The organism is Pseudomonas syringae group sp. J309-1, from assembly GCF_032582135.1.
Classification (GTDB): domain Bacteria; phylum Pseudomonadota; class Gammaproteobacteria; order Pseudomonadales; family Pseudomonadaceae; genus Aquipseudomonas; species Aquipseudomonas quasicaspiana.
On record NZ_JAWHNU010000033.1, the window covers coordinates 1 to 26,796 of the forward strand.

The 26,796-nt window shown below is 56.4% G+C and carries 27 protein-coding genes and 1 tRNA gene; 12 read left to right on the forward strand and 16 right to left on the reverse strand.

Going from position 1 to position 26,796, the window contains the following annotated elements; genetic code table 11:
* The first annotated feature begins 271 nt into the window (after window positions 1–271).
* On the forward strand, window positions 272–799 hold the full coding sequence (locus RX972_RS17560) for a hypothetical protein (protein ID WP_316877452.1): 528 nt from the start codon (window positions 272–274) through the stop codon (window positions 797–799).
* 50 nt (window positions 800–849) lie between these two features.
* Here RX972_RS17560 and RX972_RS17565 read toward each other — a convergent pair whose 3' ends face one another.
* The 10 genes from RX972_RS17565 to RX972_RS17610 all read right to left on the reverse strand — a co-directional run bounded on the left by RX972_RS17565 (window position 850) and on the right by RX972_RS17610 (window position 10,185).
* Window positions 850–1,227, reverse strand: a complete 378-nt coding sequence (locus tag RX972_RS17565) for a hypothetical protein (RefSeq protein ID WP_316877454.1) — start codon at window positions 1,225–1,227, stop codon at window positions 850–852.
* Window positions 1,228–1,820: 593 nt separating this feature from the next.
* Window positions 1,821–3,353, reverse strand: coding sequence for an amidase (locus RX972_RS17570; RefSeq protein WP_316877456.1), 1,533 nt, complete (start codon window positions 3,351–3,353; stop codon window positions 1,821–1,823).
* Between the two features lie 219 nt (window positions 3,354–3,572).
* Entirely contained in the window at window positions 3,573–4,055 is a 483-nt protein-coding gene (locus tag RX972_RS17575; protein WP_316877458.1) for a hypothetical protein, read from the reverse strand.
* 257 nt (window positions 4,056–4,312) lie between these two features.
* Window positions 4,313–5,053, reverse strand: a complete 741-nt coding sequence (locus RX972_RS17580; RefSeq protein WP_316877460.1) for a DUF1828 domain-containing protein — start codon at window positions 5,051–5,053, stop codon at window positions 4,313–4,315.
* Window positions 5,054–5,060: 7 nt separating this feature from the next.
* Window positions 5,061–5,612, reverse strand: coding sequence for a hypothetical protein (locus tag RX972_RS17585; RefSeq protein ID WP_316877462.1), 552 nt, complete (start codon window positions 5,610–5,612; stop codon window positions 5,061–5,063).
* Window positions 5,613–5,813: 201 nt separating this feature from the next.
* A tRNA-Phe gene (locus RX972_RS17590) sits at window positions 5,814–5,889 on the reverse strand.
* 101 nt (window positions 5,890–5,990) lie between these two features.
* Window positions 5,991–6,263 carry an oxidative damage protection protein gene (locus RX972_RS17595; protein WP_027901312.1) on the reverse strand — a complete coding sequence of 91 codons (273 nt, stop codon included), beginning with the start codon at window positions 6,261–6,263 and terminating at the stop codon, window positions 5,991–5,993.
* Window positions 6,260–7,327 (reverse strand): A/G-specific adenine glycosylase, encoded by a 1,068-nt coding sequence (gene mutY / locus RX972_RS17600; protein ID WP_316877466.1) that lies wholly within the window; start codon window positions 7,325–7,327, stop codon window positions 6,260–6,262. The genes RX972_RS17595 and mutY overlap by 4 nt, the downstream gene beginning before the upstream one ends.
* A 131-nt stretch (window positions 7,328–7,458) precedes the next feature.
* The gene (locus RX972_RS17605; RefSeq protein ID WP_316877468.1) at window positions 7,459–9,678 is read right to left on the reverse strand and encodes an AsmA family protein; all 2,220 of its coding nucleotides are present in this window, start codon (window positions 9,676–9,678) and stop codon (window positions 7,459–7,461) included.
* 108 nt (window positions 9,679–9,786) lie between these two features.
* Window positions 9,787–10,185: an acetyl-CoA sensor PanZ family protein gene (locus tag RX972_RS17610; protein ID WP_316877470.1), complete on the reverse strand. Its 399-nt coding sequence runs from the start codon at window positions 10,183–10,185 to the stop codon at window positions 9,787–9,789.
* Window positions 10,186–10,440: 255 nt separating this feature from the next.
* Between RX972_RS17610 and RX972_RS17615 the strand changes: the two genes are divergently transcribed.
* The 6 genes from RX972_RS17615 (at window position 10,441) to hisF (ending at window position 15,712) form a co-directional block, all read left to right on the forward strand.
* Complete coding sequence (locus tag RX972_RS17615; RefSeq protein WP_027901316.1) at window positions 10,441–12,102, forward strand: OFA family MFS transporter; 1,662 nt, start codon at window positions 10,441–10,443, stop codon at window positions 12,100–12,102.
* A 308-nt stretch (window positions 12,103–12,410) separates the two neighbouring features.
* Entirely contained in the window at window positions 12,411–13,004 is a 594-nt protein-coding gene (hisB, locus tag RX972_RS17620) for an imidazoleglycerol-phosphate dehydratase HisB (RefSeq protein ID WP_027898918.1), read from the forward strand.
* Window positions 13,004–13,642 carry an imidazole glycerol phosphate synthase subunit HisH gene (gene hisH, locus RX972_RS17625; protein ID WP_316877473.1) on the forward strand — a complete coding sequence of 213 codons (639 nt, stop codon included), beginning with the start codon at window positions 13,004–13,006 and terminating at the stop codon, window positions 13,640–13,642. Before hisB ends, hisH begins: the two co-directional genes overlap by 1 nt.
* Entirely contained in the window at window positions 13,642–13,896 is a 255-nt protein-coding gene (locus RX972_RS17630) for a DUF2164 domain-containing protein (protein WP_095092668.1), read from the forward strand. Before hisH ends, RX972_RS17630 begins: the two co-directional genes overlap by 1 nt.
* Window positions 13,897–13,999: 103 nt before the next feature.
* Window positions 14,000–14,737 (forward strand): 1-(5-phosphoribosyl)-5-[(5-phosphoribosylamino)methylideneamino]imidazole-4-carboxamide isomerase, encoded by a 738-nt coding sequence (gene hisA, locus RX972_RS17635; protein ID WP_027898921.1) that lies wholly within the window; start codon window positions 14,000–14,002, stop codon window positions 14,735–14,737.
* A gap of 204 nt (window positions 14,738–14,941) precedes the next feature.
* Complete coding sequence (gene hisF / locus RX972_RS17640; RefSeq protein WP_316877478.1) at window positions 14,942–15,712, forward strand: imidazole glycerol phosphate synthase subunit HisF; 771 nt, start codon at window positions 14,942–14,944, stop codon at window positions 15,710–15,712.
* Window positions 15,713–15,990: 278 nt separating this feature from the next.
* Here hisF and RX972_RS17645 read toward each other — a convergent pair whose 3' ends face one another.
* Window positions 15,991–17,496 (reverse strand): serine protease, encoded by a 1,506-nt coding sequence (locus tag RX972_RS17645; protein ID WP_316877480.1) that lies wholly within the window; start codon window positions 17,494–17,496, stop codon window positions 15,991–15,993.
* 209 nt (window positions 17,497–17,705) lie between these two features.
* On the opposite strand from RX972_RS17645, the gene RX972_RS17650 reads away from it, so the two are divergent.
* Window positions 17,706–18,482, forward strand: a complete 777-nt coding sequence (locus RX972_RS17650) for a substrate-binding periplasmic protein (RefSeq protein WP_255879106.1) — start codon at window positions 17,706–17,708, stop codon at window positions 18,480–18,482.
* Between the two features lie 166 nt (window positions 18,483–18,648).
* On the opposite strand, the gene RX972_RS17655 is transcribed toward RX972_RS17650, so the two are convergent.
* The 4 genes from RX972_RS17655 to gpmI form a co-directional block, all read right to left on the reverse strand.
* A complete protein-coding gene (locus RX972_RS17655) occupies window positions 18,649–19,440 on the reverse strand; it encodes a divergent polysaccharide deacetylase family protein (protein WP_316877483.1) in 792 nt (263 codons plus the stop codon).
* Between the two features lie 3 nt (window positions 19,441–19,443).
* Window positions 19,444–20,766: a S41 family peptidase gene (locus RX972_RS17660; RefSeq protein ID WP_099267902.1), complete on the reverse strand. Its 1,323-nt coding sequence runs from the start codon at window positions 20,764–20,766 to the stop codon at window positions 19,444–19,446.
* A 30-nt stretch (window positions 20,767–20,796) separates the two neighbouring features.
* Window positions 20,797–22,131 (reverse strand): murein hydrolase activator EnvC, encoded by a 1,335-nt coding sequence (locus tag RX972_RS17665; RefSeq protein WP_316877487.1) that lies wholly within the window; start codon window positions 22,129–22,131, stop codon window positions 20,797–20,799.
* Between the two features lie 143 nt (window positions 22,132–22,274).
* A complete protein-coding gene (gene gpmI / locus RX972_RS17670) occupies window positions 22,275–23,807 on the reverse strand; it encodes a 2,3-bisphosphoglycerate-independent phosphoglycerate mutase (RefSeq protein ID WP_316877489.1) in 1,533 nt (510 codons plus the stop codon).
* Between the two features lie 206 nt (window positions 23,808–24,013).
* Between gpmI and RX972_RS17675 the strand changes: the two genes are divergently transcribed.
* Genes RX972_RS17675 through secB form a run of 3 tightly spaced genes read left to right on the forward strand, consistent with a single transcriptional unit; the run spans window position 24,014 to window position 25,215 of the window.
* Complete coding sequence (locus RX972_RS17675; RefSeq protein WP_027898928.1) at window positions 24,014–24,427, forward strand: rhodanese-like domain-containing protein; 414 nt, start codon at window positions 24,014–24,016, stop codon at window positions 24,425–24,427.
* 1 nt (window position 24,428) lies between these two features.
* A complete protein-coding gene (grxC, locus tag RX972_RS17680) occupies window positions 24,429–24,677 on the forward strand; it encodes a glutaredoxin 3 (protein WP_027898929.1) in 249 nt (82 codons plus the stop codon).
* Between the two features lie 49 nt (window positions 24,678–24,726).
* Window positions 24,727–25,215: a protein-export chaperone SecB gene (gene secB, locus RX972_RS17685; protein ID WP_027898930.1), complete on the forward strand. Its 489-nt coding sequence runs from the start codon at window positions 24,727–24,729 to the stop codon at window positions 25,213–25,215.
* 342 nt (window positions 25,216–25,557) lie between these two features.
* Here the strand turns inward: secB and trmL are convergent, their stop codons facing one another.
* Window positions 25,558–26,013, reverse strand: a complete 456-nt coding sequence (gene trmL, locus RX972_RS17690) for a tRNA (uridine(34)/cytosine(34)/5-carboxymethylaminomethyluridine(34)-2'-O)-methyltransferase TrmL (protein WP_027898931.1) — start codon at window positions 26,011–26,013, stop codon at window positions 25,558–25,560.
* Here trmL and RX972_RS17695 point away from each other — a divergent pair.
* Window positions 26,012–26,452 carry a hypothetical protein gene (locus tag RX972_RS17695; protein WP_316877493.1) on the forward strand — a complete coding sequence of 147 codons (441 nt, stop codon included), beginning with the start codon at window positions 26,012–26,014 and terminating at the stop codon, window positions 26,450–26,452. The genes trmL and RX972_RS17695 overlap by 2 nt on opposite strands.
* Window positions 26,453–26,796: the final 344 nt, after the last annotated feature.

Genomic DNA, 26,796 nt, shown 5'->3' on the forward strand with positions numbered 1-26,796 from the left:
AAGGACGGTGAAGATTTCTAAAACCCGGTACCCAGTGGACCGTAAGGCTGCTCCGCTTAAGTGAACAGCATTACGCAGCAATGCGGGCTTTTTTGTGGGGGCGTTTAGGAGGTCGTTTCCTTGTCGATGGGAGTGTGAGTGTTTTAATGCTGCCAGGAAACTTAAGTTACATCTTTGGCCAGTCCGGCATTCAGATTGGCTGATATATAACTGCGCGTGATTCATTCTTTTGCCGATATAGATATTGATCTGTCTCAAAAAGGAAATGAAGATGGCTATTAATATCAGCGGTGCGGGTTCAATCACCTATGTGCCAATGGAATATGTATTCAAAATAAAACAACCAGAGATGGTAGAGAACGAATACACGGTAAATGATGACGAGGCTGCGCGAGAGATCATGAGGAATGTCGGGATTGTGGATCTCGACGGTCTCAAATCGCTTCTCGAGGGGCTGTATATGACTTCAATCAGTACGCGAGAATTGAGTAGTTTATGTGCGGGGCTGAATAATCTGGGTTTGAACGATAACACTGTGTATTCATATTTGTCTCAAGGAAATATGGATTCAGGATTTGACGGACAATCACGAAATCGCGACGTGAAATTCAACGCTATTCCCTTGATTTACGAGCAGCTTCAAAATCATATTAACTTTTCCGTCAAGGAGGGGTTGAAGAATGATAGGCATGCAATTCAACTTCTGGGTGGCCTTGGTAATGCGAATCACGTGGTGGCTGCACTGTCGTATTTGATAAAAACTGCACAGAACCTTCCCTCAATCAACGAGCAGGCATGACCTGCAGATCAATGCGCCTTCGCCCTTGCTCTGGCGCATTGACAGGCAGTTTATCGTGTTATGGCTACGCTGCCGCTGTAAGCCCAAGGTGTCTGCAAAGGATTTTCATGCCTGATCCTGAAAGTGCCCGCCGTTGTAGTCTGTCCGATATGTCCACTGGAAGATTTGGCTATTTCCTGCCACTGCCCGCCTTGCAGTTTTTCAATTCGCATCATCGGGGCAAAACCTCCATTTGCGGATCGAACCCTGGATACGATCAAAACCGAACGGCAGGTCGGTCCGTTAGAGATTGTGACCGGTCCATAGGAAACTACGGTGTCATTTGCAGGGATAACACCCGAGTAAGGATTGCTGATAGTCAGGCACGCAGCTTCAGCTTGTGACGCCAGCGCCAGAATGACAAGGGATGCCAATAATGTCTTTTTCATAATGTTCTCGCTTAATATAGTCGGTTGAAGTTGTGTTATTGAATTCGAACGAATCCGCGCGGGAAATTTATTCCGCAGGTAGGAAGGTTCTTTGATGTGAAGCGTTATTTGTAGGATGTTTCTTACATGTATTTATTCTTTTCCGTTTTTGAGGTGTGACTGCACGTAATCTTTTTCTGATTAGAAAATCAACCCTTAAACTGAAAGTTTATCCGAAAGGATAGTGCGCACGCGAAAGTGGCCTTTGCAGGCTGACATTAGTCGTGATTTATTTGTTTGATACAGCGAAAGACTGGTAGGACCGAATTTATTCGGGAAAGCTATATTTCAGGCGGCACAGAGGCTGCGGATGTCCCAGCCCCTTCGCGAATGAATTCGCTCCCACGTGAATTGTGCTGGCGCTCGTGATTTGGTTTCTTCACTCACGAATTTATCGCCTGAATTGACGCTACCGCGAGCAAGCTCATTCTCATTCAGCAAAATGCAAATCAATGGGTTGAAATGCATTTTCTGTAGGAGCTGCCGAAGGCTGCGAAGCATTTCTCCTGATACACCGCCATCGCAGCCTTCGGCAGCTCCTACAGGTCCCGCGTTTAAACCGATGACGCCTCGGTTGTACTCACTGTCCCTGTCTCACCCGAAGCCAGCGGCGGCGCCGTGACGATGGATTTCAGGTCAATTCGGCTCTGCACCAGCTTGTCGATGTCCGGCCTCGGGCGTTGCAGTTCCGGGGTGCTCGCGGTCGCCCGCTCGATCTGCTCGCCACACGCCAGCAGATAGGCGTCAGCGCGGAATGCGCCCACTACTTGCAGGCCGAATGGCATGCCTTTGTGGTCGACGCCACATGGCAGCGACAGGGCAGGGTTGGTCGCCAGTGTGACGACATAGGTCAGGGCCAGCCAGCGGTAATAATTCGCCAGTTCTTTGCCATTGATGCTCTTCAGGTAAAGGTCTTGCCAAGGGAATGGCGACACAGGCGTGGTGGGCGACAGTATCAGGTCGTAGTCCTCGAACAGCGCCTGGAAGCGGCGGTAGATCCGGGTCTGTTCCGTGGCGGCCCAAGCGCAGTCTTCCAGGGTCATCCGCATACCCATTTCGTAGTTGGCGCGCGGGTTTTCGCCCAGGGAGTTAGGATCTCGCAGATATGCGTCGCGAGTGCCTGCCACAAAGCTTTCAGCCCTTAAAACGTCGAAGCAACGATCCGTTTCACCGAGCTCCATCTGCACTTCATCGCAACTGCGAAACAACGGTCGCAAAGCGTCGATTTTGCGGCGGAACACCTGACGAATATCGTCATCCACGTCGCAGCAGCCGAAGTCTTCGGTGTAGCCGACACGCAAGGCGCCAAGGTCAACGTCTGGCAGCGCGCTGAAGAGGTTTTTGTCGACCTCGTAGCTCAGCGGTTCGCTTACGTGGAAACCGGCCGTGGCCTGCAGTTGCAGCAGGGTGTCAGCCACTGTGCGCCCCATGGGGCCGACGACCGAGATGGGTGTCCAGCCCAGCAGACGGCGCTCGCTGGGTACGAGGCCTGGAGAGGGGCGCAGGCCCACTACGCCGCATTTCGCTGCGGGGATGCGCAATGAGCCGCCCGTGTCCGAACCACTGCACAACGGCAGCATGTCGGTGGCGAGTGCAGCAGCCGAGCCGCCCGATGAGCCTCCTGCATTGAGTTCAGGGTTGAACGGGTTGCCTGTGGCGCCCCAGACGTCATTACGGGTGTTGGCACCTGCGCCCATTTCCGGCACGTTGGTCTTGCCGGTGACAATCGCCCCGGCGGCTCGCAGTCTGGCTACGAGTGTGTTGTCTTTGGCCGGAATGTTATTGCGGTAAAGTGGCGAGCCGTAGGTGGTCAGCAGACCCGCTGTGGCTTCCAGATCCTTGATGCCAATCGGCAAGCCATGCAGCAAGCCAAGAGGTTGCCCCGACAACACCGCTTGCTCGGCTTCGCGCGCCTGCTGACGGGCCTGATCGAAGCAGGTGGCGGTCACAGCATTGACGTAAGGATTAATCCGCTCGATGCGCTCGATGCACGCGTCCATCAATTCCACAGGTGAAATCTGCTTGCTGCCAATCAGGCGGCGCAACTCAACAGCGGTTTTTTCCACAAGCTCATCAGGACGGGGCATTCGGAATACCTGGCAACAGTGATTGTTGCCTCGAATCTAGAGCAGACCGAGGCTTGCCACAATTTCAAGTTTTCGAATGATTTATTGCTGTTTCGGCATGGGAGGTTTTGCTGTGCGAGACTGCTCTAGGAGCTGGCGAAGGCTGCGAAAGTATTTCTTCTGGCACACTGCGATCGCAGCCTTCGGCAGCTCCTACACAACCATGGCTCTGGGTTCGGATCACGAAGCCTTCTGGTCTCGCACCATCAACAACCGCGACGCTTCGTTGTAATCAGCCTGGAAGGCAGGGCTGCCGATCCATTCGATGGCGGCATCTTCGTCTTCATCGTGGAACATTGCGCGGTAGGTGATCAGCAGGCCCATCATGAAGTCAGTGGCTTGCTCTTCGTCTTCCTCGGCAATGACCAGCGCAAGGACCGGGTATTGCAGGAACACGGCGCACATCGCCAATTGGCTGATGGACTGCGCTTGCTTCATGGTCTGGAACAGGTCGTCGAAGTCAGCCGGATCAAAGCCGTTTTCCACGATGTCTTTGAAGTCGAACGTGCTCAGATCAATGTCGACGTCATCGAAAGGCTGGTCGACCAGCGGCGATGCAAAAATCGGGTGCACCACTTTTTTGCCCTGCTTTTGCGAGCGGTTCTGCTTGGCCTTGGCTTTCGCCCGTTGGGCGCGTTTTTGCTGTTTGTCTGGCGAAGCCATGAGCATGAGTCCTGTTGCGGCGAGTTATGACAGGCCGCTATTGAAGCGCAGAACGGTGTGAATCACCAAGGTCTGTGTTTTTTTACAGCATCCGCACGCAGAGAGACTCGTTGCTGGCGGCGCTGACGTTCATTCCCCTAAAGAGCGACCACAGCCCGTCGGGGTTATCGACTGAAAGCTATCCGGTTAAAGGCGCGTTACCTCGTCGCGATGTGCGTCAGCCGCTTTTATTAAGCGGGAGCTTGCTAGTCCGGTCTTTAGTGCTGCGCCTCTGAAGAGGGGCCTCTTTTCTCAAGGTCAGTAAACAAAACAGCTTTCACTAGCGACGAAACGATTCCACATTCCGTAGTGGCTAGCGCCCTGTCAACCCGGTCGTCAATTATGACCAATAGATCCTGACCGCCGGAGTATGGACTGCTGATGACATCGCCGGCTTTGCGCATCACGCCGCCTGTGGCGTTAGCGTTCGGGTTGATGGCATCGACCAGTAAGTTGTCGAGTTGGAAATCAAAGTGATGTTCGCGTTGGGACATGCCTCGAACCTTGGGATTTAACGTTAGCCTCGCGTTCGGTTTCCATTGGCGTAACAGCATCGCTACTTCGTCAATGAAGGTATTGGTGTCAACCGGTGCGCAGAGCGACTCCCTCTCATAGTTAATGACAGAAAGAATGCCCTCAAGGTAGCGAGCTATAAGCCTGGATGCATTATCCTTGGGGCCGGACGCCTTGATCTCTCCGTCGTCGCTGATACCCATCTCGAAAAGCTCGAGTCGGTTACGAATTGATGCCCAGCGACGCTTGTCGCCGACAGCAAGGCCAACCCCCGTCAGGTGCGCAAGGGTGTCGCCGTTGTCACTAAGTACCAGCGCATTACCGTGCTCAATTACGTAGAAGGCAACCGGCTCACCATCTGAGAATGAGAATGACGTGTCGACCTCGAGCACAGATCCGTGATGCCGTCCCTGAACAGACCTGCATTCAAAACCCAGATTATTCATCAGCCAGTTACATTCCATTATCGTCACCAAATGGGAAGGGCATCGCCGCGTCCAATGCGAGATTCACTCTAGTGCAAAAAAACTCCAGCCATCCGACGTAGTTTGTGCAGTCCATATCGCTTTGTACAGGCAGGATTTTGGATTCTCCAAGGTGCTCGTGCGGGCCAAAGAGCCGTGGCGGCCCATTGTGTGATCGCTTTGCTTTTGGCACGACTTCCAATTGGTAGATGCGCCGCTTTTTCTGCCTGCTCAGCCGGAACAGTGTGAACGTATATTTGCACCGGTCCGCAGTCAGGCCCACTCGCAAGTGGATTTCAACGGTCAGGCCCGGAATGCTCAACCCTTCTTCATCGACCGGGCGGAACGCTATTACCTTGAAGGCAAGGTTGGTCTCCTTCCCCTCAAATGAAAGCTCGCCTGCATAGGATTTGCGCAGCCTGATTAGCTCAATGTCATCCATTTCTTTGATGCTCTGGACCGATATCGATAGTTGGTTGCAGCTTGATCCTCGCTTGGTGAATTGCGCGACGATGAATCTGGCCAGCAGAATACGGAGCACGACCGGATTTTGCTGTCAGTCCATTCCGTTTCTGGCGTGTGGCTTTTCCCGATAGGGAGGAGGGCTTGAGGGGAAGACGCAGGGGGGAGCAAGAGTGAGGCTTTACGATTTACAGGCGGCAAACCGCAGCCATAAAAAAACCCGCACTAGGCGGGTTTCTTTATTTTTCAGGTGATGCTTGCACCACCTGAAATCAATTAGTGGTGCCCAGAGACGGAATCGAACCGCCGACACGGGGATTTTCAATCCCCTGCTCTACCGACTGAGCTATCTGGGCAACGGGGCGCATTAGACGTGTTTTTCAGGGGGTCGTCAAGCATGTTTTTAAAAAAATCTGAATTATTACCGTCGCTTACGACCCGCACTGCTTGAAACGCTTTATTTCTCGGGGGGAACGTAGCCTTCGGCCTGCGCGTATTCTTCGCCGGACAGGAACTTGTCCATCTGGGTCTGGAGGAATTTGCGATCTTCGGCATTCATCATGTTCAGACGCTTTTCGTTGATCAGCAGGGTCTGGTGTTTCTGCCAGTCGGCCCAGGCTTTCTGTGAGACGTGGTTGAAGATGTCTTCACCTTTGGCGCCAGGGTATGGGGCGCGTTCCAGGCCTGGCAGTTCTTCTTTGTACTTGCGGCACATTACGGTGCGGGTCATGACGACTCTCCTGCGTTCAATACGTCGGCTGCGCGTTTCAGCAGCTTCTTCACCGGGGCAGCAAGGCCCAGGCGCGGCGGGGTGGCGAGGTTATACCAGAGCCAGTCGGCCTCGGCCACGTGATGAGCCGACTCCTCGACCCTGACAAGCCACGGTTCGATGCTCAACTGAAAGTGGCTGAAAGTATGGACCAGCCCTGGGAGCTCCTGATGTTGGCCCAGTTCCAGCGAGTGTTGCACTGCCAGATGCTGAAGGTCATCGAAGTCATCCAGCTCCGGCAAGCTCCACAGGCCGCCCCAGAGACCGGTAGAAGGACGGCGATAAAGCAGAATCGCGCCGTCGCGGTTGGCAAGCATTGGCATGAGCGTGCGCTTTTGCGGGACTTCCTTGCGCGGCTTGGGGATGGGGTAGCGAGTTTCCAGACCCAGCAAATGCGCTTCGCAACCGGATTCCAGCGGGCATAGCAGACAGCTCGGTTTGCTGCGAGTGCACAATGTGGCGCCGAGATCCATCATCGCCTGGGTGTAGTTGTTCACCCTTGAATGTGGCGTGAAGCGCTCTGCGGTGGCCCACAGTTGTTTTGCGACCTTCGGCTCCCCCGGATAACCCTCCTGGGCCGTAAAACGCGCCAGAACGCGTTTGACGTTGCCGTCGAGGATCGGCGCGCGCAGGCCCATGCTCAGGCTGGCAATAGCCCCGGCGGTGGACAGGCCGATGCCGGGCAGCAGGATGAGTTTTTCCACGTCACGCGGGAATTCGCCGTCGTGATCCGCGACCACGATCTTTGCGGTTTTCTGCAGGTTGCGCGCCCGGGTGTAGTAGCCCAGGCCGGTCCACAGATGCAGCACTTCGTCTTCGGGCGCTTCGGCCAATGCCTGCACGGTGGGCAGGGCATCCATGAAGCGGTCGAAGTAATTCAGTACGGTGCTGACCTGGGTTTGCTGCAGCATGATTTCCGACACCCAGACCCGATATGGCGTGATGCCTTGCTGCCAGGGCAGGTTATGTCGCCCATGGCGGTCGTACCAATCAAGCACAGCGCTGGAAAATTGCTCGGGTTGCATTGCTGATCCGGTTTTGATTTGGCTGATTTTTATAGGGGGTTAAGCCTTGTAGGAGCTGCCGAAGGCTGCGAAATCGGTCTGTCATGAGATCGCGATCGCAGCCTTCGGCAGCTCCTACAGAGGGGGCTTCTTTAACGTTTGAAAAGTCCGCGCAGTGCGTCTTTCAATTCCGGGCTGACTTTGTCGCCGAGTTTTTCTTCGATCTTCTCGCCGATCTTGTCACCCGCCATTTTCGCGGCGATCTGGCCCAGGCCTTCCTTGTCGAGACGGCAAGCCTTGGCGCCCAGTTCCAGTGGGCCGCGACACTGCACGGGCCACTCGATACCCACGTAGCGAGGGTTCACTTCGCAGGCCGGGTCGGGCATTTCGGTTTTGTCGCCTTCGATGATGATGCCGACGCGGTAGTTCATGCCCAGCACGCGCAGGTCCACATCGCCATTGCCGTTGACAGTCAGGCCTGGAATCTGGGCCTTGAGGTCGGGGTTGTTGGCCACGCCGTTGCGGAACACCAGATTGCCGTTGAGCTGCCTGAAAGGCGTGTCCTTGCCGCGAGGCTCACCGCTGAGTGTTTTGCGGTTGAGTATCGAGATGCCCTGGCAAAGCTGTTGCTCAAGGTTGGCGTTAACCAGCACGCCGTTGGTGAGCATGAAACTGGCCGTACCGTTCAGGCTGTCGATCAGGGCTTTTTCGCTGTTGCCTTTGCCAGTCAGATTGCTGTTGAGCGTCAGCAAGCCTCTGACGGGCGGATTTTGATCCTGACTTTGCAGGAAGCGCTCGACCGGGACCTTGTCGACTCGCGTCTGCAAGCTCAGCAACGGCACATCGGGGCGCACATCAAGATTGCCCTTGACCTCGAAGTTGCCGCCGTAGAGATCGCCGCGCAGACTGTCGACCTTGACCTCGCCATTCAGGGCCTGGGTTTTCAGTACGGCATTCTGGATTTGCAGCTTCTCAACAGTAAGAGCGCCGAAGCTGACGTCGGCGTCTACATCAAGCTTGCGCATACGCTCCAGAGGAAGCAGTTTGGCGGTGCTCCAGGCGGCTTTTGTCGGCTGGTCCGGCAGCGGTGTTGTGCCCGCGCCAGCGACGGCAGCGGCTTCGCTGTTCTGTACTTCAGACTTGCGTGCCGCGCTCGCGCCTTTTTTCTCTTCGCTTTCCGCGGGGCGATAGCGATCGGCGTTGAAGGTGTCGTTCTTGAGTTGCAGGCGCAGCGCCTGCTTGGCGAAGTCTTCAATAGCGACACGGCCGGTGAAAGTACTGTCGTCGACTTTCAGGTTCAGCTCTTCAAGTGCCACGCTGTTTGGCGTGCCGCTGATGCGGGTGATCATGCCCACCTGGCTCAGGCTGCCTTCTGCCATGGCCGGGAGTGGCTGCCCAACGCTGTCGAGGAACGTCCGCAGGTCGAACGGTGCAACGGACACTGCGCCGCTGATTTGCGGGGTTTTGTCCAGATCGCGGGCGCGGAACTCGCCCAGAGCGCGTAGCTGGTTGGCGGACAACTTCATGTTGGTCCATTCAGCGACGTTTGCCGCAAGATCAACCAAGAGCTGGCCTTGTGCAGCGAAGGTTACCGTCTTGCCCTGCAATGGCTCGCCCGATGCTTCGCCGGACAAACGCATGTCGCCAAACTGGTAGCGCTTGAGGGCGCGATCCAGACGCAGTTGACCAACCAGTTCGGTCTTGGCGCGCATCACGGGTTGAGTGGTGCCAAGGAATGCGGTCAGTTTGATCGGAATGTCAGCGCCTTCATGAACGGCACCGGTGCTGAGCTGAATGCTTTCTGCAGTGAACGACTGACCTTTGCTCGCATCGACGTAATCCACCCGGGCGTTGTTCACGGTGAGGCTGTCGATATCAAGTTTGATCGGCTGGGAAGGCTTGTCCGGTTTGACTGCCGGAGCCTGTTCGCCATCTGACGGCGGCGTGCTGGTGGCTACGTCAGGGGTGGCCGGTTTGCCAATGTCTTCCCAGTTGCCATGGCCGTTTTCGTCGCGGCTCAGGCTCAGATTCAAGCCTTCAACGCGGACGTCGCTCATCTGCACCTCGCGACGCAACAGCGGCAGTACACGAACGGACAGGCCCAGCATCTGCAAATCGGCAAAGGGCTTGGTCGGGTTGTTCAAGGTCGCGACGCTGGCTTCGTGCAGCTCAAGGCCGAGCCAAGGGAACAGGCTCCAGCCGATATCACCGTTGAGTGTCAGTTCAACGTGCGCCTTGTCACGGGCCAGTTGGCGAATCTCGTCTTTATAGTCGTTGGGATCAAACAGATGGGTCAGGGCAAAGCCGAGAGCCACGATGATCAGCAACAGCCCGAGAACAAAAAGTCCCAGGATTTTGCCGAACGCTTTCATGGGCGAGTCCTTGTATTCGAACGTTTAAAATTTGCCCGCGAGTATAACCTCCTGACGCAGGTGCAGGGCTTTGGATGCCTCAAGCGCTACCCTGTTCAGCTTTTTCGGCTAATAGAGCACGAGCGACATCTGAAGTTTGGCCGCCAGAGCCTGGACTTCGGGAGGTTCGGCAGTTGCCAGCAAGCGTAGCTCGCAGCCGGACTGTCGGGCCGACTTTTGCACCTCGTTGATCAATTGTTCGGCGAAACCTCTCCGGCGCGTCGGGCTACGCACGCATAAGTGCGACAGCTCCCAGGTCACCTCGTGACGTTTCAGTAGGGCGGCAGCCACCAGTCGGTCATTGAAGCGAGCAACGACGAGCGCATTTTCCTCAAGACAGCTTTCGATCAGTTGCACCGCGTCAGCAAAAGGCGTGAACAACCAGGAGGGTGCGTCCCGGTAAATCTTCTGCAAGTCCGCCTGATCCTGATAGGTGGCCGACTGGAGAAACTCAACGACGATAGGCATGAAATGTCCTCTGGCGACGGGCGGCACCGGCGATTGTGCCCTAAATACAAGAGGCAGAGCGCTGGCGTCAAAAAAAGTGATGTCAAAACGCCTTTTTTTAATTGACAGGTGATAATCTCGCGCCGTTCGTTAATCCGGTGCGTCTATTTGTCACGTATTCGGGAACTCTGCCGATAAAACGGTCGTTGCCTGCGTGCACGGAGGCTGTGGGTGGAACGTCGACACCTTGTGAGCATCTTTTCTGGGGATATAACAATGAGTACAAGCACTGCGTTGGGCGGTTCACCCGCACAGCCTGCGTTCTTGTCCAAAGAGCGCATCATCGCCAAGCCGGGTTTCAACCGCTGGCTCGTACCACCTGCGGCATTGGCTATCCACCTGTGCATCGGCATGGCGTATGGCTTCTCCGTGTTCTGGCTGCCGTTGTCCAAGGCAGTTGGCATCAAGGCTCCAGTAGCCTGTGCACCTGATATGAGCTTCTTCGCACAGATTTTCTCGTCTGCCTGCGACTGGCCCATCTCCATGCTGGGCTGGATCTACACCCTGTTCTTCATCTTCCTGGGCTGTTCGGCTGCCATCTGGGGTGGCTGGCTGGAACACGCAGGCCCGCGTAAGGCCGGTGTTGTATCGGCATTGTGCTGGTGTGGTGGTCTGCTGATATCTGCGTTAGGGATTTATACCCACCAGATATGGCTGATGTGGGTCGGCTCCGGGGTGATCGGCGGTATCGGTCTCGGGCTGGGCTATATCTCGCCGGTTTCGACCCTGATCAAGTGGTTCCCGGACAAGCGCGGTATGGCTACCGGCATGGCGATCATGGGCTTCGGTGGCGGCGCGATGGTAGGTGCTCCACTGGCCGCAGCGTTGATGAACCATTTCGCTTCGCCTGAAGGCGTGGGCGTTTGGCAGAGCTTCGTGGTGATGGCGGTGATCTACTTCATCTTCATGATCGGTGGCGCATTGTCCTACCGTGTTCCGCCAACCGGCTGGAAACCAGAAGGCTGGACCGCACCGGTCAAGAAAGCCAGCAACGCGATGATCACCAACCGTCATGTACACGTAAGTGTGGCCTGGAAAACGCCGCAATTCCGTCTGGTATGGCTGGTGCTGTGCCTCAACGTTTCGGCAGGTATCGGTATTCTCGGCATGGCTTCGCCGCTGCTGCAGGAAGTGTTCGCCGGTAAACTGCTGGGCCTCGACCTGGCGTTCAACCAGCTTGATGCTGTTCAGTTGGGCCAGATCGCTGCCATCGCTGCGGGCTTCACCGGTCTGTTGAGTCTGTTCAACATCGGTGGTCGCTTCTTCTGGGCTTCGTTCTCGGACTACCTGGGTCGTAAAAACACTTACTTCGTGTTCTTCGCTCTGGGCTTCCTGCTCTACGCGCTGGTACCAAGCCTGAGCCACATGGGCAGCGTCGCGCTGTTCGTAGCGGCCTTCTGCGTGATCCTGTCGATGTACGGCGGTGGTTTCGCGACGGTTCCGGCTTACCTGGCTGACCTGTTCGGTACGCAAATGGTTGGCGCGATCCACGGTCGTCTGCTGACTGCCTGGGCTGCGGCGGGCATCCTCGGTCCGGTTCTGGTCAACTACCTGCGTGAATATCAGCTGAGCCACGGCGTTGCCCGTGCCGATGCTTACGATATGACCTTGTACATCCTGGCAGGCCTGTTGGTATTGGGCTTCATCTGCAACCTGCTGGTTCGTCCGGTGGCCGACAAGTACTTCATGACTGATGAAGAACTGGCCGTTGAGCAATCCTACGGTATGGATAAAGGCGCGGATCACACCACTGTTCTTGAGTGGAAAGCCGATCCGGGCAGCAAACCACTGGCTATCGCCGCCTGGCTGGCTGTAGGCATCCCGCTGGCGTGGGGCGTCTGGATCACTCTGCAGAAGACTGCGGTGTTGTTCCACTAAGTAGCTGTATAGGCCGGCAACCCAGGCCTCAAGTTGGAACGCTGTACTGTGGGAGCCGGGCTTGGTCTGGGCGGCATTCCGACGATAAGGTCGACGCGATCAAAAGTGAATCGAGTCCAGACTTATCGTCGGAATGCCGCCCAGACCAAGCCCAGCTCCCACATTCTCCCGATTTATTCGCACCAAAAAGCAGCATCCCTCCGTAATTCGTCGTCTTCTCTCTTTCCCTTCTTCTGTTTGCTTCATGCCAGCCGGTTCTGGGCCTATAATGCTCGCCTTTTTCGCCCAATGATTTTGCGGAGCTGGTGATGGCCGAACGTAAGGCGTACGTCGAGCGTAATACTCTGGAAACCCAGATCAACGCTTCGATCAACCTGGATGGCACCGGAAAGGCCCGATTCGATATCGGCGTGCCTTTTCTTGAGCACATGCTCGACCAGATCGCCCGTCACGGGCTGATCGATCTGGATATCAACTGCAAAGGCGACCTTGAGATCGACGATCACCATACGGTGGAAGATGTCGGTATCACTCTGGGTCAGGCCTTCAGCAAAGCTATCGGCGACAAGAAAGGCATCCGTCGTTATGGCCATGCCTACGTGCCGCTGGATGAAGCGTTGTCGCGTGTAGTGATCGACTTCTCGGGGCGTCCGGGCCTGCAAATGCATGTGCCGTATACCCGCGCTGTTGTGGGCGGCTTTGATGTGGACCTGTTCCAGGAGTTTTTCCAGGGCTTCGTCAACCACGCCAATGTGACGCTGCACATCGACAACCTGCGTGGCACCAACACTCACCACCAGATTGAAACCGTCTTCAAGGCCTTCGGTCGTGCACTGCGCATGGCGGTTGAGCTGGATGATCGTATGGCCGGGCAAATGCCTTCGACCAAGGGTGTGCTCTGATGCAGACAGTTGCAGTCATCGATTACGGCATGGGCAACCTGCACTCGGTCGCCAAGGCGCTTGAACATGTTGGCGCTGGCCGGGTGCACATCACCAGCGACGCCAATGTGATTCGTGAAGCCGACCGCGTGGTATTCCCTGGTGTCGGCGCGATTCGTGACTGCATGGCTGAAATCCGTCGGCTGGGCTTCGACTCGCTGGTGCGTGAAGTCAGCCAGGATCGGCCGTTTCTCGGTATTTGCGTTGGCATGCAGGCCTTGCTCGACAGCAGTGAGGAGAATGGCGGCGTGGATTGCATCGGCATGTTCCCCGGCCAGGTGAAGTTCTTCGGCAAGGATCTGCATGAAGACGGCGCGCACCTAAAAGTGCCGCACATGGGCTGGAACGAAGTTGCGCAGGCAGTGGATCACCCGCTGTGGCACAGCATTCCGGAGATGGCGCGTTTCTACTTCGTGCATAGCTTCTACATCGATGCGGCCAATCAGCGTCAGGTTGTCGGTCGCGGCCACTATGGCGTCGACTTTGCCGCCGCGCTGGCTGACGGTTCGCGCTTTGCCGTGCAGTTCCACCCTGAGAAGAGCCATACCCATGGCCTGCAGTTGCTGCAGAACTTCGCCGCGTGGGACGGTCGCTGGTAATGGCCCGAGGTAAAAAGCAACCGATCCTGTTGTTGAATCCAGACCAGGAGGCGCTTGCGGTGGACAAGCTCAAGCGGTTGTTTCTGGATCGCTTCGAACTGGAGCTCGGCTCGTTTGAGGTGACCGAAGTGCTTGAGTTTTTGACCACCGAAATCGCCCCTTTGTATTACAACAAAGCGGTTGCCGATGTGCAGGAGGTGCTCCATGACCGATTTGCTAGCATCGAGATTGACCTCTGGGCGCTCGAGAAATAGCTAGAAGCAGCTGCAAGCCTGAAGCTGCAAGAATTGAATGTGATAGACGCATGCTTGCAGCTTATGGCTTGCAGCTCGTGGCTATTTTGAGGAAGGAAAAAGCATGCTGATCATCCCCGCTATCGATCTCAAAGACGGTGCCTGTGTGCGTCTGCGCCAGGGCCGTATGGAAGATTCCACTGTGTTCTCCGACGACCCGGTTGCCATGGCTGCCAAATGGGTCGAGGGCGGTTGCCGTCGTCTGCATCTGGTTGACCTGAACGGCGCGTTCGAAGGTCAGCCGGTCAACGGCGATGTGGTTACTGCCATTGCCAAGCGTTATCCGACCCTGCCGATTCAGATCGGTGGCGGTATTCGCTCGCTGGAGACCATCGAGCACTACGTGAAAGCGGGCGTTAGCTACGTGATCATCGGTACCAAGGCCGTCAAAGAACCCGAGTTTGTCGCTGAAGCCTGTCGCGCATTCCCTGGCAAAGTGATTGTCGGTCTTGATGCCAAAGACGGCTTTGTGGCGACTGATGGCTGGGCTGAAGTCAGCACTGTGCAGGTCATTGATCTGGCCAAGCGTTTCGAAGCTGACGGTGTCTCTGCCATCGTTTACACCGACATCGCCAAAGACGGCATGATGCAGGGCTGCAATATCCCGTTCACGGCTGCGCTGGCTGCTGCGACGCGGATACCGGTGATTGCTTCCGGTGGTATCCATAACCTGGGCGACATCCGCGCATTGCTGGATGCCAAGGCTCCGGGAATCATCGGCGCAATCACAGGCCGTGCGATTTACGAAGGTACGCTGGACGTGGCTGAAGCTCAGGCGTTGTGCGATAGCTACCAGCGCTAAACCGCTTCTGACTTCCTGATACCTCGCTGTATGGCATTGACGCAGAACCTGTGGGAGCGAATTTATTCGCGAAAGCGGTGTGTCAGCCCCTGATTTATTTTCAGGCCTGCCCACTTCGCGAATAAATTCGCTCCCACAGAGATACACGTCTGGTTCGAGCAGTTGTGTGTTGTTCGATGGTTATCTGTTTCGGAGATTAAGCCCATGGCCCTGGCCAAACGCATCATCCCTTGCCTGGACGTCGACAACGGTCGTGTGGTCAAGGGCGTCAAGTTCGAAAACATCCGTGACGCTGGCGATCCGGTTGAAATTGCGCGTCTGTACGATGAGCAGGGCGCCGACGAAATCACCTTTCTGGACATCACCGCCAGTGTCGATGGCCGCGATACCACGCTGCATACCGTCGAGCGCATGGCCAGCCAGGTGTTTATCCCGCTGACCGTAGGCGGTGGCGTGCGCACCGTGCAGGACATCCGCAACCTGCTTAATGCCGGTGCCGACAAGGTGTCGATCAACACTGCTGCCGTGTTCAACCCGGAGTTCGTTGCCGAAGCTGCTCAGCATTTCGGAGCGCAATGCATCGTTGTCGCCATCGACGCCAAGAAGGTCTCGCCGCCGGGTGAAACTCCGCGCTGGGAAATCTTCACCCACGGCGGTCGCAAGCCGACAGGTCTGGACGCTGTGCTGTGGGCCAAGAAGATGGAGGATCTCGGTGCCGGTGAGATTCTGCTGACCAGCATGGACCAGGACGGCATGAAGAACGGCTTCGATCTGGGCGTAACCCGCGCAATCAGTGACGCGCTGGGAATTCCGGTCATTGCCTCGGGCGGCGTTGGCAACCTTCAGCATCTGGCTGACGGTGTGATTGAAGGCCACGCCAGCGCGGTATTGGCGGCGAGTATCTTCCACTTCGGTGAATACACCGTACCGGAAGCCAAGGCCTATATGGCCGCGCGCGGGATTGTGGTTCGCTGAGGTCGCGCTGTTTCTGAGGGAGTTGCCCGGTCGCCCATGCGTCGCGCTGTCGCGCTGCACACACGGTCCCTGCAGGAGCGCACGAGCACCGCGAGGTTTGAGCCTGTGGGACCGACCGGGGCGGCGCTCCACTTCATCCGGGAAGGCGGCATTTCGAGCGATACATCAACTGCGGATGTACCGGCCCTTCGCGAATGAATTCGCTCCCACGGATTTGTGTTTGCAGGCCAACATAGAATCTTCCGCAAGTTCTCCGTTTGCAGTGTGATAGTGCAGTGTCAGGGCAGCAAATCCATCCTTGGCGCTGAGCGTTGCCCCGACATATCAAATGCCTTGGTGCACAGCTTCACTGGCTGTCCACTTGCGGCAATCAGCGCGTCATCGAAGGTGATCGCGTAACCCTCCGGTTCATCACAGTTTGTCTCTGATTCAGCTCCGGCCTTGTATTCATAAGCGCTCAAGGTCGGGTTAGAAAAGTGCCACTGAATGCTGTGATCTCCGTTGTTCTGCCTTGTGATATCGAATTGCGGCGCTCTTGTCGGGCCGGGCTCAGCAATTTCCGTCGCGATTACCAGCGGGCTTTTCATCATGGCTACTGTGGGCGACTGTTCGGATGAGTCGACGCCGACGATACACAGCAGATAGATACCTGGCTCTGCGCCTACAGGGTCGTTGATCTGTGCGTCTTCTGCGCTCATTACGTCGCTGTAATGGTTCGGGCTTTCACAGAGTTGTGGATCCCGCACGGTTTTGTAGCGGTAGAACGGTTGGTCAAGGCTGAATGCGAATTGCCAAGTGGGCAGTGTCGCGCTGCCGTCTGCATCGTATTTCACCCGCTGGTAATAATTCACCGTTGGCCGTTTCTGGCTAAAGGTGACGCTTGGCATCAAATCACATCCAGCGGTGCTGGCCCTAAATAGACCTTGAGCGAAGCAGTGCTGCAAGTGAGCAGTCGGGCTGGCGTAATTAGTGCCTGCGGACCAGTGCGGCCGACTATTTTTAAGCTCGCAGGGCGCGTCTTCCATGCAGCGGTTTTCAGGCATAGAGGTCGCCGTACTGGTAGAGACAATTCCCAATACTTCATTCGAATAGCGGTCGAGCAATGGGCTGCCTGAACTTCCAGGTCTCAGCCCTTGGCAGTTATCTTTATAGAAGCCTCGATGGATAGCCGGTTGTTCGATCAGCGTTTCGATGGACACGTGGCGGCAGGTTGATAGCCGCAAGCCTCTCTCCGGGTATTGAGTCGGTGCGCCAACGATCAATAATTCTGCGGCTATTGCAGGTGTCGACGTCTTCAACTGCAATGGCTGGATACCGTTGTCCATCAAGGTCTGCAGGCTGGCATCAAGTTCGACGATCGCCATGTCCAGGCCGCGCAGGCGGCTCCAGACGACCTGCTTTAGCGCGTAACGCCGTTGATCGTTGGCAGTGTCGTGAAAGTAGTTGAAGTCGATGTGTCCGTCGCTGGCTTGATTGGCCACCACGTTCAGACTGTCAAACGAGACACAGTGGGCGCTGGTTAAAACATAAGCGGGGCCTGACGTGCCGGTGTCGTGATCCCTAGTATCGATCAAGGTCGCCGTGCAGTGCGAGTCTGGATGGCTAGCGTTAATGATCAGGCGACCTATGCCTTTCCAGTGATCGTTCTGGCCGTTGCTGTTTTCCAGCAGCAGTGAAGGCGCGAGGTTTTCGCGTCCGTTGCCATAATCTTTCGAATGCACGACAGGTGATAGGGCGAAAGCGAGCAGGGCGGCGATTGTGATGCCGGTTATCTGGATATTCATGACAGACCTTTGCGGTTGTTCACGGCGATTCATTTCGCGGTGAAGTTCTGTCCGGCAGGTAGTCAGAAGCCTCCCCCCTCGCGGGAGTAAATAATTATCGAAAATCTTTTTTATCTGTTTGCGCCACTCTGTTGGCAATACGCCATGTGTGCTGGACAAGCGCTTTTGAGCGCTGCACTCTGTCTGCCGTCAGCGTATGGAGAGCGCCAATGTTCAAATCTCGTTTTATTGCCCTAACGGCCTTCAGCGCTCTGGTTTTTAGCGCCACTGAGGCTGCACTGGCCGATGACGCCATTGAGGCACCGGGACGCGACTCCATTGTGCTGATGACCGAAAATCTGCCGCCTTACAACATGGCAATCGACGGCAAAAACTTCGCTCAGGAAAGCAACATTGAAGGCATCGCTGCGCAAGTGGTGCGCGAGACGTTCAAGCGTGCAGGGATCAGCTACAGCATGACGTTACGGTTCCCCTGGGAGCGTATCTACAAGCTGGCCCTGGAAAAGCCAGGCTACGCGGTGTTTTCTACAGCGCGTTTGCCTGAGCGGGAAAAGCTGTTCAAGTGGGTCGGACCAGTGGGTTCCTACGACTGGATCCTGCTCGCCCGTGTCGATAGCCCTATCAAACTGACCAGCCTGGAGCAGGCCAAGGGTTACCGGATTGGTGCTTATAAAGGTGACGCCATTGGTGAGCGACTGCTGGCCCAAGGGCTGAACCCGATCCTGTTGCTGCGCGATCAGGACAATGCCAAAAAACTGGTCAACGGGCAGATAGACCTGTGGGCAGCGGGCGATCCGACAGGGCCTTATCTGGCCAGAATAGAAGGCGTCACCGGCCTCAAGACCGTGCTGCGGTTCAATCACGCTGATCTGTATCTGGCGCTTAACAAGGCGACTCCGGACGAAGTGGTGAACAAGTTGCAGGCGTCGCTGGACCAGCTAAGAGCGGAAGGGGTTGTGGACAAGATCCTGTCCCAGTACCGGTAACACCGCATTTTTAATGTTGGAGCGCGGTCAATGGTAGGGGCCGAGCTTGCTCGCGAAGAACGATGGCACGGATTTAAGCCCCGCCGCCGCCAAGTCGCAATAAGGGGCTGCCTGACATATCGCTTCGCGAACAAGTTCGCTCCTACCGTTTTAACGATTCCGGTTTTTACCGGTAAATCCCGTTTTTGCCATGCGCAGCCGTCGCCTGATTACCCCGCACGCTGATCATCTGGCGCAAGTCGATCCACTCGATGCCCTGCGCTTTGAGGCGCGGCAGTTCGCGCTCCAGCACGTCGAGCGTCACCGGGTAAGGATGACCGATCATCACCGCCGAGCCCTGTTTGCGGGCCAGCTCAATGGCTATTTTCAGTTGCCGGGTAATGGCCTCAGGCGTGCGCTCATCATCGAGAAAGACATCCCGGGACACGCTGGCCAATCCTGTTTTTTGCGCCTCGGCCGCCGCCACGGTTTTCGCGCTGGTGCGGCTGTCGACGAATAACAGGTGACGGCGCTGCAGCTCGGCCATCAACCATCCCATGGCGACCGGTTCGGCGGTCATGCGGCTGCCCATGTGGTTATTGATCCCGGCGGCATAGGGGACTTTGAGCAGCGCAGCGTTCAGCCTGCTTTCCAGTTCGGCAAGGGGAAGTTCGGGATGCCACGCATAGGGACCGGTTGCCGGGTCCATGGGCATGTGCAGAATGACGATCTTGCCAGCACGATGCCCCTGACGAGCAAACTCGGTGGCATGAGGGGTATCCGGCATGATCGCCAAGGTGACGGGGCCGGGGAGGGCAAGCACGCGTTGATCCCGGGCCGGATTCTGGCCCAGGTCATCAATGATCAGTGTCAGGAAAGCAGACTGAGGTTTGCTGGCCTGCGTAGCCGGCGCTGCGTGAGCAACGCCAGTAATTACGCAAAATGCAGCCAGCAGCCAACGAGACAGGAGCACACGCATCGTTTAGTTGCCGCGCGTGATACTCAAGCCCTTGAGCAGGCTCAGCGCCTGGCTGAGCTGGAAGTCATCGTCCTGCGGGCGAGCCTTGGCGGCAGCACCTTTGACTGTTGGTTTGTCAGCGCCGCCATTACCGTTGCCCAAGTGACCGAACAGATCGGCTTCCTTGTACGCTTCGCCGTCAGCTTCGTTGGTGACCTTGGCGCGACGTACCACGATATCCGGATTGATGCCCTGCGCCTGAATCGAGCGACCGTTAGGCGTGTAATACAGCGCCGTAGTGATCTTCAAGGCGCGGTCATTATTCAGTGGCAGCACGGTTTGCACCGAGCCTTTACCGAAGCTGTCAGTGCCCATCAGGATGCCGCGTTTCTGGTCCTGCAAGGCACCGGCGACGATTTCCGAAGCAGAAGCACTGCCGCCGTTGATCAGCACCACCAACGGTACGCCTTCGCTGGCATCGGCCGGATCAGCCGAGAAGCGCAGTTCGGAATTGGCAATACGGCCCTTGGTGTAAACGATCAGGCCCTTGGTCAGGAAGTGGTCAGCCACTTCAACGGCCGACTGCAGCACGCCGCCAGGGTTGTTACGCAGGTCAAGAATCAACCCGCTCATTTTCTTGCCATTGTCTTTGCGGAATTTGGCCAGCGCTTTGCCGACTTCGTCACCGGTCTTGACCTGGAACTGGGTTATGCGGATGTAGCCGTAACCGTTCTCCAGCATCTGTGCCTTGACGCTCTTGACCTGAATCGTCGCACGGGCAAGCGTCACGTCGAACGGGTTACCGCCGTCGCGAACCAGCGTGAGAGTGATCTTCTCGCCAATCTTGCCGCGCATTTTGTCGACCGCTTCCTGCATGGTCTGACCTTGCGTCGGTGCACCGTTGATCTTGACGATCAGGTCACCGGCCTCGATGCCCGCCTTGGACGCCGGGGTATCGTCGATAGGGGAGACGACTTTCACGAAGCCATCTTCGACGCCGACCTCGATGCCCAGTCCGCCGAACTCGCCGCTGGTGCTTTCCTGCAGTTCCTGGAAGTCTTCCGGACCGAGGTAGGCCGAATGCGGGTCGAGATTGCTGAGCATGCCCTTGATGGCATTCTCCAGCAGCGTCTTGTCGTCCACCGGTTCGACATAAGCGGCTTTGACCCGGTCCATGACCTCGGCAAAGGTGCGCAGCTCATCGAGCGGCAAAGGCGCTTTGGCGGTGTTCGCAGCAGCCGGTGCAGTGGCTGGCGCAGCTTTGACTTCTGCAGCCTGAGCCAGTGGAGCGCCGATAACGACGGCAATAGCCAGGGCCAGCGAGGTGAGGCGGGACAGATACGGCATGTCTAACGAACTCCTGAAGGTGGAACCGACTTATCCTTGAGTGCGGCACCATTGGGCCGGATCACTAGGGCGACCCTGCTGACGAATAGCGAAATACAACGCCGGTGTGTCCTGTCCACCACTGTTGCCAACAGTAGAGATGGCTTCACCGGCTTTAACAATGTCCCCGGCGGCTTTGAGCAATGTCTGATTGTGGCCATACAGACTCAAATAACCGTTGCCATGGTCGAGAATGACCAGAAGCCCGGCGCCGCGCAACCAGTCTGCGAAGACCACCCGACCGCCGTGCACAGCATGAACCTGACTCCCCGCCGAAGCGCTGATCATTACGCCGTCCCACGTGGAACGAGCGTCATCACCGCGGGCTTCACCGAAGCGTGCCAGTAATCGACCATCAACGGGCCAGGGAAGTTTGCCTTTGACTGCAGAGAAAGCTCCGCCGTATGAAGCGCCAGCACTGGAAACCATGGCGCCTGGCGCTTTGGCCGGACGTTTTGGTGCATCATCGCTGTCGGTTCTGCTGCTGCTTTTGCTGCTGCTTTTGCTACTGCTGTTGGCTTGCGCCTGTGCTTCGCGCTGACGTTTTTCTTCAGCCTCACGCTCAGCGACCAATGCTCTCTGTCTGGCTTCTTCAGCCTCTTTGGCCTGGCGTGCCAGGGTTTCCTCAATGGTTTTCAGAACCTTGCCCAGCTCAGCTTGTTCCTGCTGTCGCGCCTGGAGCTTCTGATCCCGCGACTTGTAATCCTGATTTAGCTTGGCCAGTGCCGTCTGGCGTTCCTGGCGAACCTTGTCGAGTTCTTCGTGCTGGGTTTCCAGCGAGCTCTTCTGCACCAGCAGTTGTGCCTGTTGCAGGTCGATATCTTTTTCAACGCCTGCGAGCTGGCGCAGTGTTTCATTAAAGGTGCGCAGCTGAGTCAGGCGCGCCTGGCTCATGTAATCGTAGTAGGTCAGCGTCCGGGCGAATTTTTCCGGATGTTGTTGGTTGAGCAGCAGCTTCAAGTATTCCTGACGACCGCTTTGATACGCAGCCCGGGCCTGAATGGCGATCAGCCGTTGTTGCTCAACGCGTGCGCTCTGGAGTTTGCTTTTTTCCTGGTTCAGCCGATTGAGCTCGGCTTCGGTCTTTTTTAGTTCCTTTTGCAGGACCTCGACCTGCTTTTCCAGCTTACCCATTTCGGTTTCAGTGCCACGCAGGTCCTTCTGGACGCCGGCTTTCTCTTTCTGCAAGTCGCCAAGCGCTTTTTGCAGCTCGGTGACATCCTGACGCGCTGCGTCAATCTGTTTCTGGGTGAGCGCCCGCTGATCGTCGGCAAACGCCGGATTGAGCAGGCAGATCAAAGCAAGGGTGATCAAGGCGCGAAGCATGAGGGTGGGCGATACCGAGGAATTGTGAAAAAAAGTGTCAGGCTTAGTATGCCCGCCACACGCTGCAAAAAAAACGCCTCGTATGAGGCCTGACAGATAAAAAACCGGCATATGGCTAAGCGACATGCCGGTTTGGAGCTTTTTTACGCGTCAACAAGGATCGAATGGCCGGTCATTTCTTCCGGTTTTTCCAGGCCCATGAGTTTCAGCATGGTTGGCGCGACATCGGCCAGAACTCCGCCTTCGCGCACTTTCAGATTGCGCTTGCCTATATAAACGAAAGGCACGGGTTCGGACGTGTGCGCGGTGTGCGCCTGACCGGTGTGGTCGTCCGTCATTTGCTCGACGTTACCGTGGTCAGCCGTCAGCAAGGCTTCGCCGCCGACTTTTTCCAGCGCTTCGGTGATGCGCCCTACGCAAACGTCCAGGCATTCAACAGCCTTGATTGCTGCTTCCATGATGCCGCTGTGGCCCACCATGTCGCCGTTGGCGTAGTTGACGATAATCACGTCATAACGCTGGTGCTCGATGGCATCGACGATTTTGTCGGTGACTTCCGGCGCGCTCATTTCAGGCTGCAGATCGTAGGTCGCGACTTTCGGCGACGGGATCAGGATGCGTTCTTCGCCCGGGAACTCTTCTTCGCGGCCGCCCGAGAAGAAGAAGGTCACATGCGCGTATTTTTCGGTTTCCGCGATGCGCAGTTGGGTCTTGCCGTTGGCGGCCAGGTATTCACCCAGCACGTTTTTCAGGCTGCCTGCTGCAAACGCGGACGGCGCAGGAATACTCGCTGCGTATTGGGTCAACATCACATAGTTGACCTTCGGCTGGCGGGCGCGCTCGAATTCCTTGAAATCGTCTTCGACGAATACACGGGTGATTTCCCGGGCACGGTCGGCACGGAAGTTCATGAACACCACGGCGTCGCCGTCTTCCACTGTGACCTTGTCACCAATGCTTGTGGCTTTGACGAACTCATCGTTTTCGCCGCGCTCATAGGCCGCTTCGAGGCCTGCCACGCTGCTGGCGGCGTTGAATTCCGATGCAGCATCAACAATCAGGTTGTAGGCCGCTGATACACGGTCCCAACGATTGTCGCGGTCCATGGCGAAGTAACGACCAATGATGCTGGCGATCCGGCCTTTGCCCAGGCGGGCAAAAGTGGAGTCCAGCAGTTCGAGGGATTTCTGCGCGCTGCGCGGTGGCGTATCGCGACCGTCGAGGAAGGCGTGCAGGTAGATTTTTTCTGCGCCGCGCTGGGCCGCCAGTTCTGCCATGGCCACCAGATGATCCTGATGGCTGTGAACGCCACCGTCCGACAGCAGGCCGAGAATGTGTACGGCCTTGCCTGCACCAACGGCTTTATCCACTGCGCTACAAATAGTGAGGTTCTGGAAGAACTCGCCATCGCGAATGGCTTTGGTGACTCGAGTGAAATCCTGATAAACCACGCGCCCGGCACCCAGGTTCATGTGGCCGACTTCGGAGTTGCCCATCTGACCGTCCGGTAGACCGACATCCATGCCCGAACCCGAGATCAGGCCGTTAGGCATCGACTTGTACAGGCGGTCCATGACCGGCATTTTGGCTGCCAGAATGGCGTTGCCCTCATGGCTCTCGCTGTGTCCGAAGCCGTCCAGAATGATCAGGACCAAAGGTTTTGGCGTGGTAGTCATAGATCCCACTCGTGGCTGAAAAAGTAAGTTGAAGAACAGATCGGCATTTTAGGGGCTGTTGATCTGCAATTGCGAGCCGCGATACCGGAGTTATCGGTTCTGGCGCGATGTCGTATGGGCTTGATCGACCTCATTGTCTGACGGGCTTTGGCCGACCTTGGCTGCTGTGTATACTGGCCGACATTTTAACGCCCTGGAACCTACTGATGCTTCAGCACCTGCTTGCTTTTGCTACCAACCACTATTTGATCACTGGCGCTTTCATCATTTTGCTGGGGATGCTGATCGCCTACGAATTGAGCAAGGGCGGTCGCAGCCTGAGCACAGGTGAACTGACCGCGCTGGTCAACAAGGATCAGGCCGTGATCATCGATATCCGCTCCCCCAAGGATTTCGCCACAGGTCACATCGTAGGTGCCCTGAACTTCCCGAACGACAAGGTCCTGACCCGCACCAGCGAGCTGGAAAAGCACAAGGCCAAGACTCTTATCATCGTCGACGCAATGGGCCAGCAGGCTGGCTCCGTCGCGCGCGAGCTGCTCAAATCCGGTTTTACGGCTGCCAAGCTGTCCGGCGGTGTATCCACCTGGCGCGCAGATAATCTGCCTTTGGTGAAGTGAAATGGCTGAAGTCATCGTCTATTCCAGCGATTATTGCCCTTACTGCACTCGCGCCAAGCAATTGTTGCAGAACAAGCATGTGGCTTTCGAAGAGATCAGAGTCGATGGCAAGCCGCAAGTTCGCGCCGAAATGGTGAAAAAATCCGGCCGTACCTCTGTTCCGCAGATATGGATCGGTACGACCCATGTAGGTGGATGCGACGATCTTTTTGCCCTGGAGCGCGCCGGCAAGCTTGATGAGCTGCTCTGAGCCTGACTCCAACCCTCTTTCCAGAACTTAAACGTTAAAAGGACCCGAGATGACTGATCAACCGACAAACGGCACCGCTACCAACGAAGAAGATGCTCCGCAATTCTCGCTGCAGCGTATCTACGTTCGCGACCTGTCGTTCGAAGCGCCAAAAAGCCCTGCAATCTTCCGTCAGGAATGGACGCCTACCGTCAGCCTCGACCTGAACACTCGTCAGAAGCCGCTGGAAGGTGATTTCTACGAAGTGGTGCTGACGTTGTCGGTTACCGTCAACAACGGTGACGAAGTGGCTTTCATCGTTGAAGTGCAGCAAGCCGGCATCTTCCTGATCAAAGGCCTGGATCAAGGTTCGATGAGCCATACGCTGGGTGCTTTCTGCCCGAATATTCTGTTCCCGTATGCTCGCGAAACCATCGACAGCCTGGTCGTCCGTGGTTCTTTCCCGGCGCTGATGCTGTCCCCGGTGAACTTCGATGCCCTGTACGCGCAAGAACTGCAGCGCATGCAGGCTGCTGGCGAAACACCTACTGTTCAGTAAGTGTTTTAGCTGGACCCAAAAAAGCGCCTTTTGAGGCGCTTTTTTGTGGGTTATGAAGGCGTTGGAATATGACCTGTGCAGGCTGTGTGAAAACCTCACGAGCCAATTAGCTGGCTAAAAAACGCTCAAAAAACCGCGCTCCTACGTGAGTTTGAGGTCTGTGACCCACACAAACTTTTAAAGATTTCACGTGAGCGCGCGCAGTTTGTTTTTGTCTGAGGGTTTTCACACAGTCTGTGTGGGAGCGAATTCATTCGCGAAAGCGGTGAGTCAGGCTCCGATGATGGTGACTGACACACCCGCCTTCGCGAATGAATTCGCTCCCACAGGGAAAGACCACGTCTACTTGAATCCCAACTGCCGCCAGCCTTCATACACTGCCACGGCAACGGTGTTGGACAGATTCAGGCTCCGACAACCCTCACGCATCGGCAAGCGCAGTCGCTGATCGGAGGGCAGGGCATCCAGAACTTCAGCCGGCAGGCCGCGACTTTCCGGGCCGAACAGGAAAGCGTCACCTTCCTGAAAGCTGGCGTCGTGGAAGGGGCGAGAGCCTTTTGTGGTAAAAGCAAACAGCCGCGGATGACCGATGCTTTCCAGGCAACTGGCGAGGTCGGGATGGGTCTGCAAAGTGGCGAACTCGTGATAATCGAGCCCGGCGCGGCGCAGGCGTTTGTCATCCAGTTCGAAGCCCAAGGGCTCGATCAAATGCAGGGTGCTGCCGGTATTGGCGCACAGCCTGATGACATTGCCGGTATTCGGCGGAATTTCTGGTTGAAAAAGGATGACGTGAAACATGCACGGCTCCGAGCTGAAGAATGGGGAGCATTCTACCCCTGAAGAGGACCCGCGGCCGAAGCTGTGGCCAAAGGTTCTGGGTTCGCTGGCAATTGTCGGGCTGTTGGTCGGCTTGATGATCGGGCGTCTTACCGAGCCGACTCCGCTGGAACTGCTGCAGATAGAGGAACAGCCGACCGGGCTTGCCTTGTGGTTCAACCGTGAACCTGAGGTTGTGCCTGAGCATGTGGACGGAACGTTCGCCATGCGCTTTGCGGCCAAAGGTCAGCCGTGGAGAGGGCAATTGAAGGTCAACGGGAAGGATGTGCGCTGGAAGCTGGAGCGGGACAAGAAGGATTTGCTGCTGACTCTGCTGGCGGCCCATCCTCTGCACGGCGACTTGCGCGGTGCGGAGCTGGACGGGCGCTGGAGACTGGAGGTCAGTCTCCGAGAGGAATAAAAGAGGGGAATCCCCGGCCTGCCTGTACCAAGGTCCCCAAAACTGGTGATACGTAACCTATTGCAGGCGTCGTGCCAGTTTTGAAATTTTCTGCTTTCAAAAATATTTGCCTGTCCTGTTTCGTGCCCCCCAAGCCCGTGTTTTCGGGCTTATCGAGTGTTTCATTCACTTATCAAATGTGTGTTCAGCGTCCATTAAGGCTGCCGTGTCGGGATGGGCCTGAGTTTTGCCGAGCTCGAAAACCGCTTCGTTATGGTGCAAGCCTGGCGTTGGATGCACGGTTTTAACGTTTCCCAATTACGCCGCACGACAACAATTTCCCGATTTTGTTCGCCGCGCTCGCT